This window comes from Tenacibaculum sp. IB213877 (genome assembly GCF_034043975.1).
In the GTDB taxonomy this organism is placed as follows: domain Bacteria; phylum Bacteroidota; class Bacteroidia; order Flavobacteriales; family Flavobacteriaceae; genus Polaribacter.
On the sequence record NZ_JAXCHH010000006.1, the window covers coordinates 99,292 to 117,687 of the forward strand.

General features: G+C 28.7%; 14 protein-coding genes and 1 tRNA gene. 9 read left to right on the forward strand and 6 right to left on the reverse strand.

What is annotated here, in order from left to right:
* Window positions 1-74 precede the first annotated feature (74 nt).
* The 4 genes from SLH33_RS08065 (at window position 75) to SLH33_RS08080 (ending at window position 3,640) form a co-directional block, all read left to right on the forward strand.
* Window positions 75-1,181 carry a mechanosensitive ion channel family protein gene (locus SLH33_RS08065; RefSeq protein WP_320418576.1) on the forward strand — a complete coding sequence of 369 codons (1,107 nt, stop codon included), beginning with the start codon at window positions 75-77 and terminating at the stop codon, window positions 1,179-1,181.
* The gene (locus SLH33_RS08070) at window positions 1,171-2,253 is read left to right on the forward strand and encodes an ABC transporter permease (RefSeq protein ID WP_320418577.1); all 1,083 of its coding nucleotides are present in this window, start codon (window positions 1,171-1,173) and stop codon (window positions 2,251-2,253) included. The genes SLH33_RS08065 and SLH33_RS08070 overlap by 11 nt, the downstream gene beginning before the upstream one ends.
* Before the next feature lie 138 nt (window positions 2,254-2,391).
* Window positions 2,392-2,841, forward strand: coding sequence for an acyl-CoA thioesterase (locus tag SLH33_RS08075; RefSeq protein ID WP_320418578.1), 450 nt, complete (start codon window positions 2,392-2,394; stop codon window positions 2,839-2,841).
* Complete coding sequence (locus SLH33_RS08080; RefSeq protein ID WP_413818259.1) at window positions 2,831-3,640, forward strand: DNA/RNA non-specific endonuclease; 810 nt, start codon at window positions 2,831-2,833, stop codon at window positions 3,638-3,640. Before SLH33_RS08075 ends, SLH33_RS08080 begins: the two co-directional genes overlap by 11 nt.
* A gap of 598 nt (window positions 3,641-4,238) precedes the next feature.
* On the opposite strand, the gene SLH33_RS08085 is transcribed toward SLH33_RS08080, so the two are convergent.
* From SLH33_RS08085 to SLH33_RS08095, 3 genes are all read right to left on the reverse strand, one after another.
* Window positions 4,239-6,995: a substrate-binding domain-containing protein gene (locus SLH33_RS08085; protein WP_320418579.1), complete on the reverse strand. Its 2,757-nt coding sequence runs from the start codon at window positions 6,993-6,995 to the stop codon at window positions 4,239-4,241.
* A 171-nt stretch (window positions 6,996-7,166) separates the two neighbouring features.
* A tRNA-Leu gene (locus tag SLH33_RS08090) sits at window positions 7,167-7,248 on the reverse strand.
* 114 nt (window positions 7,249-7,362) lie between these two features.
* A complete protein-coding gene (locus SLH33_RS08095; protein WP_320418580.1) occupies window positions 7,363-7,860 on the reverse strand; it encodes a hypothetical protein in 498 nt (165 codons plus the stop codon).
* A 136-nt stretch (window positions 7,861-7,996) separates the two neighbouring features.
* Between SLH33_RS08095 and SLH33_RS08100 the strand changes: the two genes are divergently transcribed.
* Complete coding sequence (locus SLH33_RS08100) at window positions 7,997-9,385, forward strand: dipeptidase (protein ID WP_320418581.1); 1,389 nt, start codon at window positions 7,997-7,999, stop codon at window positions 9,383-9,385.
* Between the two features lie 34 nt (window positions 9,386-9,419).
* Here the strand turns inward: SLH33_RS08100 and SLH33_RS08105 are convergent, their stop codons facing one another.
* On the reverse strand, window positions 9,420-10,070 hold the full coding sequence (locus tag SLH33_RS08105; protein ID WP_320418582.1) for a DUF2490 domain-containing protein: 651 nt from the start codon (window positions 10,068-10,070) through the stop codon (window positions 9,420-9,422).
* 1 nt (window position 10,071) lies between these two features.
* Window positions 10,072-10,638: a hypothetical protein gene (locus SLH33_RS08110; protein ID WP_320418583.1), complete on the reverse strand. Its 567-nt coding sequence runs from the start codon at window positions 10,636-10,638 to the stop codon at window positions 10,072-10,074.
* A gap of 148 nt (window positions 10,639-10,786) precedes the next feature.
* On the opposite strand from SLH33_RS08110, the gene SLH33_RS08115 reads away from it, so the two are divergent.
* The 4 genes from SLH33_RS08115 to SLH33_RS08130 all read left to right on the forward strand — a co-directional run bounded on the left by SLH33_RS08115 (window position 10,787) and on the right by SLH33_RS08130 (window position 17,855).
* The gene (locus tag SLH33_RS08115) at window positions 10,787-11,887 is read left to right on the forward strand and encodes a DUF4407 domain-containing protein (protein ID WP_320418584.1); all 1,101 of its coding nucleotides are present in this window, start codon (window positions 10,787-10,789) and stop codon (window positions 11,885-11,887) included.
* A gap of 76 nt (window positions 11,888-11,963) precedes the next feature.
* Window positions 11,964-13,883: a DUF3857 domain-containing protein gene (locus tag SLH33_RS08120; protein ID WP_320418585.1), complete on the forward strand. Its 1,920-nt coding sequence runs from the start codon at window positions 11,964-11,966 to the stop codon at window positions 13,881-13,883.
* The gene (locus SLH33_RS08125) at window positions 13,873-15,837 is read left to right on the forward strand and encodes a hypothetical protein (RefSeq protein WP_320418586.1); all 1,965 of its coding nucleotides are present in this window, start codon (window positions 13,873-13,875) and stop codon (window positions 15,835-15,837) included. Before SLH33_RS08120 ends, SLH33_RS08125 begins: the two co-directional genes overlap by 11 nt.
* A gap of 5 nt (window positions 15,838-15,842) precedes the next feature.
* Window positions 15,843-17,855 carry a DUF3857 domain-containing protein gene (locus SLH33_RS08130; protein ID WP_320418587.1) on the forward strand — a complete coding sequence of 671 codons (2,013 nt, stop codon included), beginning with the start codon at window positions 15,843-15,845 and terminating at the stop codon, window positions 17,853-17,855.
* A gap of 32 nt (window positions 17,856-17,887) precedes the next feature.
* Here the strand turns inward: SLH33_RS08130 and SLH33_RS08135 are convergent, their stop codons facing one another.
* Window positions 17,888-18,346: an Lrp/AsnC family transcriptional regulator gene (locus SLH33_RS08135; RefSeq protein WP_320418588.1), complete on the reverse strand. Its 459-nt coding sequence runs from the start codon at window positions 18,344-18,346 to the stop codon at window positions 17,888-17,890.
* Between the last annotated feature and the right edge of the window lie 50 nt (window positions 18,347-18,396).

Sequence of the window (18,396 nt, forward strand, 5' to 3'; positions counted from 1 at the left end):
TTGTTGTATTTGTTGTTCTAGGCTATATATTATTTAAAGTATTTCGTTTTTTTGGTAGAAAAATAGTAAATAAAATGGCATCAAAAACCTCAACTCGTTTTGATGACCTCCTTATCAAGAATCGCGTTTTTTTAAGCTTATCAAGAATTGTAATCTTTATTATTATTTACAATTCTTTAAAAGGTATTCTTATTGATTTTCCAGATCTACTCAACTATGCTGAGCGAATTATAACAATTGCCATAATTTTTTCTACTATTTGGTTTATTAAAAGTATTTTGATGACTACCAAAGACTTTTTAAGAACCATAAACACGTTTAAGGACAAACCTTTAGAGAGTTATGTACAAATATTTATGGTGGTTATTTGGTTAATTGCTGTTATCTCTTCAATTTCTATACTTACCGGCAAACCTCTTATTAAATTTTTAACTGCTCTTGGTGCCTTTTCTGCAGTTCTTTTATTGATTTTTAAAGACACTATTTTGGGTTTTGTAGCAAGTATTCAGGTTTCTATAAATGATACTGTAAGAATTGGAGATTGGATTACAATGGAAAAATATGGTGCTGATGGTGATGTAGTGGAAATCAATTTAACATCGGTAATTATTCAAAATTTTGACAATACCATTTCAAGTATTCCAACATACTATTTAACTTCAGATTCTTTTAAAAACTGGAGAACTATGAACAGCTCTGGTGGAAGAAGAATTAAAAGAGCTATTTTAATCAAAATAAATAGTATCCGTTTTTTAACTGAAGAAGATATTGAGTACTATAAAAAAATTCATTTGATTTCTGACTACATTGAAAAAAGCAGCACCGATGTTAAGAAGTATAATGAAAAACACAATATTGATAAATCTATACAACTAAATGGTAGGAATCTTACCAATTTTGGAACATTCAGAGTGTATTTAGATAAGTATATTGAAAACCATCCGCAGATAAATCAAGATATGTTATTAATGTCTCGTCAGTTAGAGCCTACTCCAGATGGAATTCCTTTAGAAATATATGCGTTTAGCAGGGAAAAAGTATGGCAAGATTATGAACGTGTTATGGCCAATATTTTTGATCATATTTTAGCCTCAGTAAAATATTTTGACTTAGAGGTTTTTCAAAATCCTTCAAGTGTAGATATCATAAATTTAAAAAATCAAAATACTGTTGAAAAATAATCAATCTACATCTTTATGGAAGCTTGCTTTTATAAAATTCAAAAAAAGTAAAACAGGAATGTTTAGTTTTTGGTTTATTGTTTTTTGCGGATTGATTGCTGTATTTTGTTATGTTTTAGCTCCTGATAATAGTAATTCAGCTAATCAAATGCATTTAGAAATTCATTCAAAACCACCTGGTTTTTCAATTCAGATGTTACAAATTCCGAATTTAGACAAAACCAAACAATCGTGGTTTTCGGTTTTTTTACACGGTAAACAAACCACAGATAGTGAACTTCCTATAAAATCATATTCTATAGAAAATAACAAGTTAGAAGTTATAAAATATGCTGATGGATTGCCTAAAGAATTTGATTTGCAACAATTCAATAATAATCCAGAAAAGTTCATTCAACACAAAACCTTTTATTTTGGAACCGATAAATATGGTCGTGATTTACTAAGCAGACTGTTAATTGGCGCACGCATTTCATTTTTTATCGGGTTTATTGCTGTGTTTATTTCTTTACTAATTGGCATTCCTATTGGTGCAATTGCCGGTTATTTTGGAGGAAAAATAGATACTTTTATTATGTGGATCATTAATATTACATGGTCCATTCCAACCTTATTATTGGTAATTGCCATTACCCTTACATTAGGAAAAGGATTTTGGCAAGTTTTTATAGCGGTGGGATTAACTATGTGGGTTGAAGTGGCACGTGTGGTTCGTGGTCAGGTAATTTCCACCAAGCAACAACAATACGTTGAAGCTGCCAAAGCCTTAGGTTTTTCGGACATACGAATTATTTTTAAGCATATTTTGCCTAATATTCTTGCTCCGATCATTGTGATTTCGGCTGCTAATTTTGCCGCAGCTATCTTAATTGAAAGTGGACTCAGTTTTTTGGGTATTGGCGCGCAACCTCCTACTCCGTCTTGGGGAGCGATGATTAAAAATCATTACAACTACATTATTTTAGGAAAGCCTTTTTTAGCTTTGATTCCCGGTATTGCTATTATGAGTTTGGTAATGTCGTTTATGCTCTTAGGAAACACGTTAAGAGATGCGTTGGATGTAAAAAGCTAATGCGTTAGCGATTGCAACGACATCCTTTTACAAAAGTTTAAACTAAACTTTTGTAAAAGATATAGTGAAAAGCGCGACCACAAGGTGGGAACGCCCAAAAGAAATTTGTAACTTCGCTTCTTCTTAAAAATATTTTTAATGAGTTTTATTGTAAATTTTACTACACGATGGGCAGATTTTGATGCCAACATTCATATGCGTCATACAGCATATAACGATTACTGTGCTGAGGCACGTTTGCGTTTTTTTAATGAGTTTGGAATTACGATTCATGATTTTACCAAGGAAAAAGTAGGGCCAATTTTATTTGAAGAAAACACTCGCTTTTTAAAAGAAATTCACATGGGTGAAGACATTAGTGTTAACTTGAAAATTATAGGATTATCTAGCCAAGGGGAACGTTGGAAAATTCAACATGAAGTTTTTAACGGACAAGGAAAATTATCAGCAATTATTACGGTATACGGAGCTTGGTTAGATTTGATAAAGCGTAAATTAACTGTGCCACCTGCAAAGTTTCAGCATATTTTTGATAGCGCAGATAAAACAGAAAATTTCGAAGAAATTATTTTAAGAAGTGATAAATAAAAGGAAGTTACTATCTATAATAAGTCTTTTAATTGTAATTGTTGCTTATTTTATCAATCAACGAGAAAACAAAGCATCTAGTGTTTTTGTTTCTTCAGGTGATATAGTATCTGTTTCTGATTTTAACTTTTACCCTACTTCCACTACCGGACAAATTATTCATCATAACGGATATAGTTTATCTTATAATGAAGAACATGAACAAGCTGAATGGGTGGCTTATTCTTTAAGTATAAATGATATTTCTTATACGAATAGAAAACGTCCTTTTTTTATTGAAGACCCTAAAGTGAGAAGTAAATCGGCAGATTGGAGAAATTACAAAAAATCGGGTTATGACAAAGGTCATTTATGTCCTGCTGGAGATAGAAGAGCTACTAAAAAATTATATGATGAAACTTTTTACACTTCAAATGTTTCTCCTCAAAACCATGATTTTAATTCGGGTATTTGGAATTTATTAGAACAAAAAACTCGCTATTGGGCAAAAAAATACAAGCATTTATATGTAGTTACGGGTGGAATTTTAACAGAAAAATCCTTAAAAAAAATTGGCAAAGAAAAAGTTTCTGTGCCTAATACTTTTTATAAAATTTTATTGGATTACACAGAGCCTGAAATTAAAGCGATTGCTTTTTTATTGCCTCATAAAGAGAGTAACCGACCTTTATATGAGTTTGTAGTATCTATTGATGAATTGGAAGAAAAAACCAATATTGACTTCTTTCCTGAATTACCTGATAACATAGAAACTAAACTAGAGGCTTCTAGCAATTATAAAAACTGGTCGTTTAGATAATATAAAATTATCCTAATTCGTCCTGAAATAGGTTGACATAAAAAAGACTTATTTCAGGACGGGACACCCAAAAAATAAAAAAGCAACTCAATTGAGTTGCTTTTTTATTTACTTCCTTGTAAATATGAACGTATAGAAATAATCCCCCAAAAATTTCAACGCTTCATAATTACTCTACAAATATACATTGAGTAAACACAATGCAATTTTAATATTGTTACAATAATACTAAAAAAAATTAAATAATTCATTATCAATATATTATGATTCATGTTTTCTTTTAAATTTTAAATATGTAACATCGTATTTTTTATAAAAATTTATACAATAAAAAAAGCGTAGTTAAACACTACGCTCATATTTACATGTCTTTCTTTACAGATAAAGCTTATACTAAAAATCCCCTACAAACTTTTTTCTAAGCTTTTTTAAAAGTTTTAAATCCCCTATGATTTACTACTTTGTAATAGAAAGATATTTGTCAAAAATAATTGCTTTGAATAAATTATTATTTCAATAATGTTACATTTTTTTGAAATAAAAAAACCTTGTAAATCAAAAAATTACTAATCATTATTTAATTTTGTTACCAAAATTTTTATTGTTTATCTTTTTTGAATTGGTTTGGAGATTTGTTGTATTTATTCTTGAATGCTGTTGAAAAATAATTAGGAGATGAAAAACCAACCGAATATGCTACATCTGCAATGCTTAATGAATCATCTAGTAACATTTCTTTAGATTTTTGTAACCTAATACCTTGCATATGATCGCTTATACTTAATCCTAATACTGCTTTTGTTTTTCGATATAACTGAACTCTAGAAATACCTAATTCTTCTGCAAGAATTTCAACGGTAAAAGTGGAATCATCAAGATTTTTTAAAATTAGAGAATTTATATTTTCAAGAAACTCTCTTTCTATATCTTTTCTTTTCTCTGTTTTTTTAGTTGTTTTTTTCTTTACAATTTCTGTAGGAATAACCGTAGCTAGATGTTCATTATAAAATCTTTGAAGTTTTTTTCGGTTGTATAAAAGTGTTTTTAACGATTGATTTAAAACCGAGAGATTAAATGGCTTAGTTAAAAACATATCTACACCAGATTTTAAGCCTTGTAAATGTGCTTCATCAGAAGATAAAGCTGTTAAAATGATAACAGGTATGTGAGACGTTCTTACATCATTTTTAAGGGCTTCACATATTTCAAATCCATTCTTTTCTGGCAAGTTAACATCACTTACTATTATATCTGGAATAACTTCTAAAGCTTTATTAATTGCATTAATTCCGTCAGATTCATATACGTTGTATTGTTCTGATAATTTAGCTACTAAAAAGTTACGTAAATCTGTATTATCTTCAATTACTAAAACACTTTCTTTTTCTTCATCTGTGTTTGTATTAGGTGTTGTTTCATCAAAAATTATTGCTTTAAAATCAATACTTTCAGATGCTTTTATTTCATCACTTACAATAATTTCATCTGCCTTAAAGTGTTCATGTCCTTTAGGAATTGTAATTACAAATTCTGCTCCTTCTCCTTCTTTTGAATGTACTTCAACAGTACCTCTATGAAGCTTTATATATTCTTTGGTCAAATACAATCCAATTCCTGAACTGGTTTGCTTGTTATTAGAACCTAAGAAAAACTGATTAAAAATTTTGTCTTTTTCTGATGGAAGAATTCCTATTCCTGAGTCTTTGACAGAAATTACAACATCTTTTTCTTGATCTTTGATATTTACTGTTACAACTCCTTTAGTTGGAGTGAATTTAAAAGCGTTAGATAGTAAATTAAACAATACATTATCAAACAAATCTCTATCTATGTAGAGTTCTGTACTTTCTGTATTGGTTGTTAATTTAAACTCAATTTCTTTTTTATTTGCTTCTGCTTTAAAATCTTGATAAATTGAGTTTACAAAATTAAAAATATTGGTTTTAGATGCTTTTAATCTGAATTTTTTACTACCAACCCTTCTAAAATCTAACAGTTGATTAATCATTCTTAACAACCTTTTAGAGTTGTTATAAATTAAACTAAATTCTATTGGCTTTTTTTCATTGTCTTTGGTAAGCAATGATTCTGTAGATGATAAAATAAGCGAAATAGGTGTTTTAAAATCATGAGAAACTCCTGTAAAGAAATTGTTTGTAGCTTCATTAGTTATTCTTAAATCCTCCGCTATTCTTTCTATTTCATTTTTTTGGTTTGCTATTTGATCTATTAATTCAACTAATAATTTTTTTTGTTTACTAAGTTTAATTTTATCTTTAAATGTAAAAAATAGTAAAAGAGCAATGACTGCTAGAAATATTAAAGTTGCAATTAAAAAATTCTTTTGAGAAGAATATAATTTAATTTGTTCATCAATTTTAGCTTGTTGCTTTTCTATATCAACTTCTTGGTTAGTGATTAATTCTGCTTGACGCAGTAAAAGATCTACGTTTGATGAGCTAATAACAACAGATGGTAAAATGATATCTTTTTTTACTTTTTTATTGTTTAACAAATCAATAGCAACTTTAAAAGCTTCTTTACCTCCAGTAGGATATAGAACTGAGGCTTCTAAGATATTCTTTTTTACATATGACAGTCCGCCTTTTTCAACATTTACCCCGCCTATTCCTATAAAATTAAGTGATTTGGTTAATTGCAATTCTTTAGCTACTTCATATGCTTGAAACGCTAAATCATCATTATGAGCATATACATAATTTATATCTGGGTTTGATTTAATAAATTTTTCAAAAGCTTCTTTTATCCCCGGACTATCATACCTATCTTGAATAAAACCTGCTAATTTTAGATTTGCGTTGTTGTTTACAATTAACTCAAAACCTTCACTTCTTAATAAAGTGGGGGTAGTTCCTGCCCATCCTTTTATTTCAAGTATATTTGCCTTTATATTTTTATTAGCTATAAAATTAGCTGCATTTACACCCACTTCTTTATTATCGGTTCCTACAAAAGAACTATAATTTATATTGCTAATTTTTCTATCTAAAACAACTACTGGTATTCCAGATTTTATTGCCTTATCAAGAATTCCTTTTAAGGGCTTAGGCGCTATGGGTGATACTATAATAACATCTACTTTTTCTTTTATAAATTTTTCAATATCTTCAATTTGCTTATCTACATTCGCTTTAGCATCTCTAATAATAAGTTGTGTGTCACTGTAGAATCCTGCTTCAATTTGCATTGACCTATTCATTGCTTTTCGCCAATCATTTTTATTTGTCAATTGAGAAAAGCCTATAGTATATTTTCTTTCTTTTTTTACAGTAAAGCATCCTAATAACAAAATACTTACCAATAAAAAAGCAATAATTTTCGATATTTTTTTCATATTTTTTTTGAAAAATTCTATGTAAAAGTAGTTTAAATTTAAGAGAAGCCTGTTTAAAGATTAAAAAATAATATAAATTTTAACCTATGTATATAAAACCATTCATATACCCAAAAAAACAGTTGTTTTTAAAAAAAGAAAATAAAAAAAGCCGAAGTTACTTCGGCTTTGTACGGGTGAAGGGAGTCGAACCCCCACGCCTTTCGGCACTAGATCCTAAGTCTAGCGTGTCTACCAATTCCACCACACCCGCGTGTTTTTGAATTGTGCGTGCAAATATACACAAACTATTTAATTTACATATCTAAAAGACATAAAAGAGTCTTAAAAAATAAGTAACTTTTTATTAAGCTTAAATATCAGCAAGTTATATCCTCTCAAAAACTATTCCTACACCACTATTATCTTTTCCATTAGTAAAAATCATTTTCTCGGGGTTTAGCAATAAGCATGAAGTAGTTATTGACCATGAAGTTTGAACATTAAGATCATTATAAGCTCCTCTACCAAAACTCAGATACAATTTTTTCTGACTAGAATAAAAATTATATTCTGCAGCTGCTGTTTCAGCAACCACATCTGTATAGTTAGCGTAACAACTGCTATCTCCAAATGTTACTTCACACTCATTACTATCAAAATAAAAAATGTACACATCATCTTTCATACAGTTGGTTAGCGCTTCATCCAATATTTGTTCTTCATAATTTGAATAATAATGCGTTATTTTCCATTTTTTAGAACTGTTATTGTGTAAATAACTTATTGTTTCTTCTGTAATTCCTCCTCTAGACTCCATATCTTCATCATTTTTTGAACAAGAAAGAAATACAAAAGACAGTAGTAATAAAATAATTTTTTTCATAAGTGCATTTTATGTTTTTGATCTTCTTTTTAAATTCTTTGTCTAGAAATATAGCCATTTAATTTTATATTTTTATACTGTAAAAATTTCTTTCTAAAAAAATACCCTAAATTCGCTTAACATTTATTTAAAAATAATGCAAGACATACAATCTTATATTTCTCAAAACAAAGACCGATTTATAAACGAACTTATTGAACTATTAAAAGTTCCTTCTGTTAGTGCAGACCCAGCCTATTCTCAAGATGTTTTAAATACTGCCGATGCTGTTATGAACTCTCTCAAAAAAGCTGGATGCGATAAAGTAGAACTTTGTGAAACTCCGGGTTACCCAATTGTTTATGGAGAAAAGATCATTGATGAAAATTTACCAACTGTTTTAGTGTACGGACATTATGATGTGCAACCTGCAGATCCAATTGACTTATGGACTTCTCCTCCTTTTGAGCCTGTTATTAAAAAAACAGATTTACACCCTGAAGGAGCCATTTATGCTCGCGGTGCCTGTGATGATAAAGGACAAATGTATATGCATGTAAAGGCTTTAGAATACATGACCTCAACTGGAAATTTACCTTGTAATGTAAAATTTATGATTGAAGGTGAAGAAGAAGTTGGATCTGAAAGTTTAGCGTGGTTTGTACCTAGAAACAAAGAAAAATTAGCTAACGATGTTATCTTAATTTCTGATACTGGAATGATTGCTAATGATATTCCATCAATTACAACAGGTTTACGTGGATTGAGTTATGTTGAAGTGGAAGTTACAGGTCCAAATCGTGATTTACACTCAGGTTTGTACGGAGGTGCAGTAGCAAATCCTATTAACGTATTAACTAAAATGATTGCTTCATTACATGATGAAAACAATCATATTACTATTCCTGGTTTTTATGATAATGTAGAAGAATTATCAAGAGAAGAAAGAGATGAAATGGCTAAAGCTCCTTTTTCTTTAGAAAAATATAAAAACGCGTTAGATATTGATGATGTGTATGGTGAAAAAGGTTACACTACTAACGAGCGTAATTCAATTCGCCCAACATTAGATGTAAACGGAATTTGGGGTGGATATACTGGCGAAGGTGCAAAAACGGTAATCGCTTCAAAAGCCTATGCTAAAATTTCTATGCGATTAGTTCCTAATCAAGATTGGGAAGAAATCACACAATTGTTTAAAAAACATTTTGAAAGTATCGCTCCTGCTGGAGTTCGAGTGGAAGTAAAACCTCATCATGGTGGACAAGGTTATGTGACTCCAATTGATAATATCGGGTACCAAGCAGCAAGTAAAGCTTATGGACAAACATTTGGTAAAAAACCTATTCCGCAACGTAGTGGAGGAAGTATTCCTATTGTAGCTTTATTTGAAAAAGAGTTAGAGAGTAAAACTATTTTAATGGGGTTCGGATTAGATAGCGATGCTATTCACTCTCCTAACGAACACTTTGGAGTTTGGAACTACTTAAAAGGAATAGAAACCATTCCTTATTTCTATCAATATTTTACTGAATTATCTAAATAACAACAAAAATCCGCTCAAAATAGAGCGGATTTTTTTATAACGATATATACCAAGTTGTTCTTAACCAAAGTCTGTGTTTATTAAATTCATCAACTAAACTACTTCCTCTATATTCAAGTCCAAATTCAAGTTTATCTTTTTCACTTAATCTGTACCCTAAATAAGGAGATACTCTAATTTCTAAATTTTCATCGGTAAAATTATATACATATTCATTTCCTAATTTTACATAAAACTCTTTAACATCAACTTTTTCTCCGTTTAGTGGTTTTTGTAATGTAGCCCTATATCTAGCTCTATAAAATGATTTTGATTTAGACGGAAAATGCTGTTCGAACCCTAATCTATGAGCTAATTTTAAACTATTTATGTTACCTATAAAATTGTACTGCTGAACAAATCTGTGAACAGTTTCTTTTTTATCAAAACGAACAATATAACCAATATTGAACGATTGATTTAAATTAGTTTTAAAAGATACAATTGATGAAACATCCAACAAATTATGAGTAAATTGATATTCTTCATCAAACAAAACTTCTCTAACCTCAATACTATTCACCCATTTAATTTCAGAAGCTATTCTTGAAGATAAATTGATTTTTGGCAACCAACCAAAATTAGTATCTGATTGACTAAAAAACTGCAGAGGAATCAATAGTAGAACAAATAAAAACTTCCTCATATTAAAACTCTAAATTGTCTGAATTCATAGGAACAAATTTTAGTTCTTTTACAACCTCTCCTTTTTGATTGATTAAAAACTCCTGTAATGTATATGATTTAGTCTTCTTCCCTTTTACAACAACTTCAAAATTATACTCTGATGGTTGATTATTCTGAATAATATTCAGTATTTTTTCATCTGAACCAGTATACTGAAGTTGAACTTTCTTTATCCTAAATTTTGAAAACTGTTGTCTAAAAACTGAATTGATCAGCTCCTTTTCTTCCTTTGGTAATTTTGAGAATTTGACAGTTTTTTCAACATCAATCAAATCTCCTTTTTCAGAAAACTCAATACTTAACTTATGATTTTTATGACATGCTTTCGCTTCAAAAGTCTTTCCATCCTGACTTTCTTCTGTAAACCATTTTACTTTCTTTTTAAAATTACATTGAGAAATAAACTCTGAAGCTTTCTGAGGAACTTCACTTGAAGATACTCTGTATTCTTTTTCAAATTTTACTTGTGAAAACACTGAAAAACCTGATAAAAGAAGTAGTAAAAAGGAAATAATTATTCTTTTCATTCAATTGATATTTAAATCAAAAATAACGATTTATAAAATGTAACTTTCATTCCACGGTTTTATAATGTTTTGTTAATATCTCATTTATAAACAAACAATTTGTAACATTTATTTAAACCTTTCGTTCTTATAGTATAAGCTTATATAAATGATTAAAGATTTTTTCCTTCTTTGTTCTGGAGTTGATCAAAATTTAATTAAAGATTGCTCAAACGGAGAACAAAATAAATACGCTGGTATTGGTGCTACCGTATTTTTTACTGCTTTAATGGCAACCATAGCCAGCAGTTACGCTTTATATACTGTTTTTGATAACATTTTTACTTCTATTTTCTTTGGAATTCTTTGGGGACTATTGATTTTTAATCTCGACAGATTCATTGTTTCTACCATTAAAAAGAGACATTCTAAACGTCAAGAAATTATTCAAGTTATTCCACGATTGATTTTGGCCATGATAATAGCAGTGGTAATTTCAAAACCGTTGGAATTAAAAATCTTTGAAAAAGAAATCAATCAGGTTTTGTTGAAGGAAAAAAATCAGATGACACTCGACAACAAAACACAGATTGCACAACAATTCACTCCTGAAATTGAAAAAATAAACACAGAAATAAATTCTTTAAAAGAAGAGATTACAAACAAAGAAAATGAAGTAAATACTTTGTATGAAACGTATATTGCAGAAGCAGAAGGTAGAAAAGGAACAAAACTACTAGGGAAAGGTCCTGTTTATAAAGAAAAAAGAGAAAAACATGATGCTGCATTAGCAGAATTAAGTCAGCTTAAAAAAGACAATGTTGAAAAAATCAAATCTAAAGAAGATGCTATTACGAGTTTAATTCAGCAGCAAAAAGAGTACGAAACAAAAACACAACCTATTATTTCTAATTTCGACGGACTTATGGCTCGAGTGAATGCTTTAAACAAATTACCTTGGCTACCATCCTTTTTTATTTTTTTATTGTTTTTAGCTATTGAAACAGCACCAATTTTTGCAAAATTGATAAGCTCAAAAAGTGAATATGATTATAAATTAGAAAATCAGGAATCATTGGTTAAAACTTGGATACAACAACAAGTTCATCAACGAGAAGCTATTTTAAAAACTGATGTAGAACTCAACAATAGAATTTATTCTGATTTAAAAACAGAAGAAGAACTATACAATTACAAACAAAAAATAGCTCGTAACCTTATGAAATTGCAAGCAGATTCTTTTTATAAAAATCAACAAGATATTTTATAAATGATTTCTAACACTATAGATAAGTATTTTACTATTTAATTCCTTTTCTTTATAATTGCAATGAAATTATTATTGCATGAAAAAGAATTATCCCCTACTTCTACTATTATTCCTATATAGTATAACAGGTTTTGCCCAAAAAACAGAATTAGCCGCTTATTTAATTCCCGACAGTTTAACAACAAATGCAAATGCTGTTCTTAGAGAAAGTTTACTGGAAATAAACATTGAATCTTTTAATAAGCAAACCATTAAAAATAGAAAAATAGTAACTGTTTTAAATAAGTTTGGTGATGATCAAATTGATTTATATCAACATTATAATAATGACACTAAAATAAATGAACTTTCTGTGCATGTTTATGATGGAACTGGTAATCTGTTAAAAAAGTTTTCTAAAAATAAGTTCATAGATATTAATGCTGTTAGTAGAGGTACTCTATACTCAGATGCTCGAGTAAAATATGTTGAATACACTCCTACAACCTATCCTTATACTGTTGTTTTTGAAAGTGAAATTGAAAACTCTTCAACAGGATTTATCTATCCTTGGTATCCTATTGAGAACTATAGTATTTCAATTCAAAAAAGTACATATAAAGTCAACAACTTTCAAAACTTAACTATTAGAAAAAGAGAAAAAAAGCTTGAAAACTTAGCAATAAACGATTTTTCTAAAAATGGAAATTTCCATTATGAATTAAAGAATCATCCAGCTACTAAATATGAAAAATACAGTTTACCACATGCAGAACTTATGCCAAGTGTAGCTTTAGCTTTAAATCACTTCACATTAAAAGGAATAGAAGGCACTGGTGAGAACTGGAAAGAGTTTGGGAAGTGGATGTACGATAAACTATTACTAGGAAGAAATCAACTACCTACTAATACAGTAAATGAAGTAAAAGAACTAGTTAAAAACGCAAAAAATGATATTGAAAAAGCGAAAATCGTTTACGACTATGTTCAAAACCGTACAAGATATATTAGTGTTCAAATTGATATTGGCGGGTGGCAACCTATAAGTGCTTCCGAAGTTGATAAAATGGGATATGGTGATTGTAAAGGATTAACTAATTATACAAAAGCTCTATTAGATGCTATTGGGGTTGAATCATATTATACAGTTGTATATGCAAAAAACAGAAGAGATATAGACAAAAACTTCTCTTCAATTCAAGGGAATCATGTAATTCTTAATCTTCCTAATAATGGTGATGATTTATGGTTAGAGTGTACAAACCAAACTATGCCTTTTGGGTTTTTAGGAGATTTTACCGATGATAGAGATGTTTTAGTTGTAACTCCAGAAGGAGGTGTAATTAAAAGAACACCTGCTTATAAAGATGAAACAAATATTCAAACAACAAAAGTGGATATTATTTTAGATGAAAATGGCAACTTAAAAGCAAACGTTAATCGTGTTTCTAAAGGTATTCAATATGATAATAAGTTTGGTATTGAAGGTAAATCTGATAAAGAGTTAAAAAAATATTATAAATCTCAAGTATGGGATTATAATAACAATCTTGAAATAGCTTCAATTGATATTACTAACGACAAAGAAAATGTTGTTTTCTCAGAAAAAATTGAAACTACTATAGGTGAATATGCCTCTATAACTCAAAATGAATACATTTTTCGATTAAATGTTTTTAATAAATTTTCTTACATCCCTAAAAGATACCGAAATAGAAAACAACCGTTAGTCGTTGAGCGTGGTTTTATAGATGTTGATGAATTTACTATTAAAATACCTAAAAACTACACAATCGGTTTTTTACCACAACCAAAAGAAATCAAGTCTAAATTTGGATCGTATAAAATTTCTCTGGAGAAGATTGATAATAGCACCTTATTATACAAAAAACGATTTTTATTAAAAGAAGGTATCTACCCAAAAGAAGAATATAAAAATTACAGAAAATTCCTAAAAAGCATTGTAAAACACGAAAATTCAAGAATTGCTATCACAAAAAATAATAATGAAAAATAAACTTACTCTACTATTATCTGCATTCCTATTATTTAACACAACTTATGCTCAAAAAGAAAAAACTTTAAAGTTAGGACAAGCTACTATTGATGAATTAAAACTCAGAATTTACGATAAAGATTCTACTGCCAATGCTTTAGTATTATATGAACATGCTAATGTTTATATCGATGAAAAAAACAATTACAAATTTAGAACAGATTATTACTACCGAATAAAAATTTTCAATAAGGAAGAATACAAAAGAGCTACAATAAAACTTCGCTTATATAAAGATGAGTTTGTAAAAAATGTTGAAGCCACAACCTATAACTTAGTTGGAGAAAACAGTAAAAAGATTTTTCTTTCAGATGATAAAGTCTACACTAAACAAATTTCAGAAAATTACAAAGAGATTTCATTTACAATGCCAAACGTCAAAGAAGGATCTGTAATTGAATATAAATACAGCGTACTTTCTCCTTATTCAAGGTTAGATGATTGGTATTTTCAATCCGATATCCCTAAACTAAAAAGTGATTATTTTTCTTCTATTCCTGGTAATTGGAAATATAGCATACGAAAAATAGGCTATAAAAAACTAGACAGACAAAACTCTTCTGTAAAAAAAGGTTGCATATACATACCAGGTATTGGTGAAGGTGATTGTGCGGCATTAGAGTATGGAATGGATCATGTTCCTACTTTTAAAAAGGAAGACTATATGCTTTCAGAAGAAAATTTTTTATCCCGTTTAGCATTTGAATTAATTTCTTTTACCAATACTAGAGGGGTTATTACTAAATACACTAAAACTTGGGAAGACGCAGATAAAACATTAAAAAGAAACTTTTTAGATGGACAAACTTCTAAAAAAAATTATTTCAGGAAAAATTTGCCTCTCAATATCCTAGACAATCCTAATCAATTTCAAAAAGCTAAGGACATTTATTATCACATCCAAGATAGAATGTCATGGAACGAAAGATACTGGACTTCAGAAAAATTAAAAGTAAAAAATATATACAATGAAAAAACAGGTAGTGTTGACGCTATAAACTTAACTCTATTTAATGCTCTGCAAGCTGGAGGTATTGAAAGCTATATTGTAATGGCCTCAACCAGAAACAATGGTTTACCTACAAAACTTCACCCAGTTGTTGACGATTTTAATTATGTTCTAGTTAAAGCTGTTATTAATAATGAAAATTACTTTTTAGACGCTACAGATAAATTTTTACCTTTTGGAGAAGTCCCTGTAAGATGTTTAAATGGTGAAGGAAGAGTTTTAGACTTTGAAAAAGGTAGTTACTGGGAGGTAATTAAATCAAGATTTAGAAATGCTTCAAGAACAAAAATTCAATTAACTCTTAATGAAGACAATACATTGTCTGGAGAAATTCTATCAATAGACAAGGGCTATTATGCCTTAACGCAAAGAAAAAACATTAGTGGTAAAAATACAGATGAATATTTAGACTATTTTGAAACTAAGTTCCCCAATATAGAGGTTGATAATGTTGAAATTTCAAATGACACTGATAATGAAAAACCTTTAAAAATTATTTATGAAGTTAATGTAGACGACATTAATTATTCAAATAAAAAAATCAAATTCAACCCGTTTTTAATAAGCAGAATATCTAAAAATCCATTCAAATTAAACGAAAGAAATTACCCTGTTGATTTTGGTTATGCTTGGTCAGATACTTATCTAATAAACATTAAAATTCCTGAAGGATTTAAAGTAACTAAATCTATTAACAATAAAGCTATTTCATTACCTAATAAGGGTGGAAAATATATTTTAAAAGTTAATAGTACTGAAAATAGTATTTCTATTTATATAAAGTATCAAATAGATAGAAAGACATTTTTTGCACAAGAATACCCATATTTAAAAGAGTTTTTTAATCAAATTATAAAAACACAAAAAAGTACTATTGAATTAGAAAAAACAACTTCTAAAAACTAATTATTATGAAAAAGACCACATTATCACTACTATTAATATTTTCTTTTTTCACTTCTTTTTCACAGGAAATAAAATTCGGGAAAGTCTCAAAAGAAGAATTAGAAGAAAAGCATTATCCTTTAGACTCAACTGCAAGTGCTGCCTATTTATATAAATATAGAAGCACCTATTATGATTATACTCAAAATGATGGTTTTAATATTATTACTCAAGTTTATGAAAGAATAAAAATTTACAACCAAGAAGGGTTAAACTATGCAAACAAAATAATATCTTATTACAAACCAGAAAATGGAGATAAACAAAAAATAAATAGTATCAAAGGATATACTTTTAATCTAGAAAATGGGAAAATTTTAAAAGAAAAGCTATCAAACAAACATATTTTTGATGAAAAAAAATCAAAATTTAGAAGAAATAAAAAAATAGCAATGCCAACTGTAAAAGTAGGATCTATCATCGATTTAAAATATGAATTAAAGTCCCCTTTTACAAAACAGATAGATGATATTGAATTCCAATTTGCAATTCCTGTAAAAAATTACACAACCAAAATACAAATCCCTGAATATTATGTTTTTAGAAAAAATATTAAAGGTTTTTATTATATAGCTCCAGAAGAGTCTAGTTCTGTAAAATCTATAAATTTCTCTTCAAAAAACAGGAATCCTGGGCATAATACAACTTGGGAGACCTCAAAAGTAGATTATAAAACAGAAAATAACACATTTATCGCTACAGATATACCTGCCTTGAAAGATAATGAGCCTTTTGTTGGTAATATAAAAAACTACAGAGGAGGTATTTCTTTTGAATTATCCTCAGTTAAATTTCCTAATTCAATTCGAGAGCACTATGCTACAACTTGGGAAGATGTAAGTAAAAAAATATATCAATACACAAACTTCGGAAGCGAATTAAACAAAACCGGATACTTTAAAAAAGACCTTACTAGTCTAATTGCAAATACTAAGAATGATATCGATAAAACTTTTACTATTTTTCAATTTATTAAATCAAAAATAAAATGGAATGGTTATTATGGGAAATATACTGATTCAGGTGTAAGAAAAGCATACAAAGAAGGTGTTGGAAATGTTGCTGACATAAACTTAATGTTAACTTCAATGTTACGTGAAGCTGGCTTAAATGCGAATCCTGTTTTAGTAAGTTCTAAAAATAACGGAATTCCACTTTTTCCTACTATAGATGGTTTTAATTATGTTATTTCTATGGTAGAATTTTCAGATAATTCATATATTCTTTTAGATGCAACCGAACCTTTAAGTGTTCCTAATATTTTACCAGCACGAGCACTAAATTGGAATGGAAGAAAAGTAACAAAAGATGGCTCTTCTTCTTGGGTTAAACTAACTCCACCTGAACATTCAACTGAAGACAATAAGATATATGCAAAAATAACACCTGAAAATACTTTAGAAGGCCTTATTAAAACCTCATATGATAATTTAAACGCTTTGAATTATAGATTAAAAAACAACAGTCTTGAAGAAGAATCAATATTATCTAATTTAGAAGAAAGATTTCAAATTGAAATCGAAGATTATAAAATTTTAAATCAAAACGAAATATATAAACCTATAAGTGTAAGTATCAAATTTAATAGTGACAATCTAATTGAAAAAATAAATAGTAAATTATATATACATCCTTTATTGTTTTTAGCAAACACAGAAAACCCTTTTAAATCAACAGAAAGAAAATTTCCGGTAGATTTTACCGCTCCTTGGAAAGATAAAAGTTCAGTAGTAATATCTATTCCAGATGGCTATAAAGTTGATTTTATTCCTGAAACTATAGCTATTGGTCTACCCGATGATCTTGGTTTTTTTAAATTCAAAGCAGTTCAGTCGGGTAATAAATTAAGTATACATTCACTTTTACAAGTGAATGAATCAATCATTTCTCCACAATATTATCAAACACTAAAAGAGTTTTATGCAAAAATGGTTTCTAAGCAATCAGAAAAAATTGTTTTGGTAAAAGACAACTCATAAACAAAAAAAGACGAGCAAATGCTCGTCTTTTTCTATAACAATATCTCTGTAGAATTTTTTACCTCTCCAATAGTAAAAGAACTCTGTGTGCTACCTATATGTTTAATGGTAGTTAATTTATTTACCATAAACTCACGGTACTCTTCCATATCCTTTACATAAATCTTTAAAAGATAATCATAATCTCCTGCTATATGAAAACACTCCGCAACTTCATCAAGTTTTAAAATTTCACGCTCAAAAACTGACAAATACTCACGGGAATGCTGTATTAACTTCACATGACAAAAAGCCTGAAAAGATTTATTAATTTTCTTTGTATTTATTAAAGCAACATACTTTGAAATTACCCCTTCTTTTTCTAGTTTTTTTATACGTTCATACACCGCTGTTACCGACAAATCTAATTGTAATGACAACTGCTTTGTAGTTTGTTTACTATCTTTTTGTAGTAAGTTAATTAGTTTTCTATCTATAACATCTAACTTCATAATGAAAATATTTCTATCTATTGATTGGTTTTAACAAAAGAACAAATTAT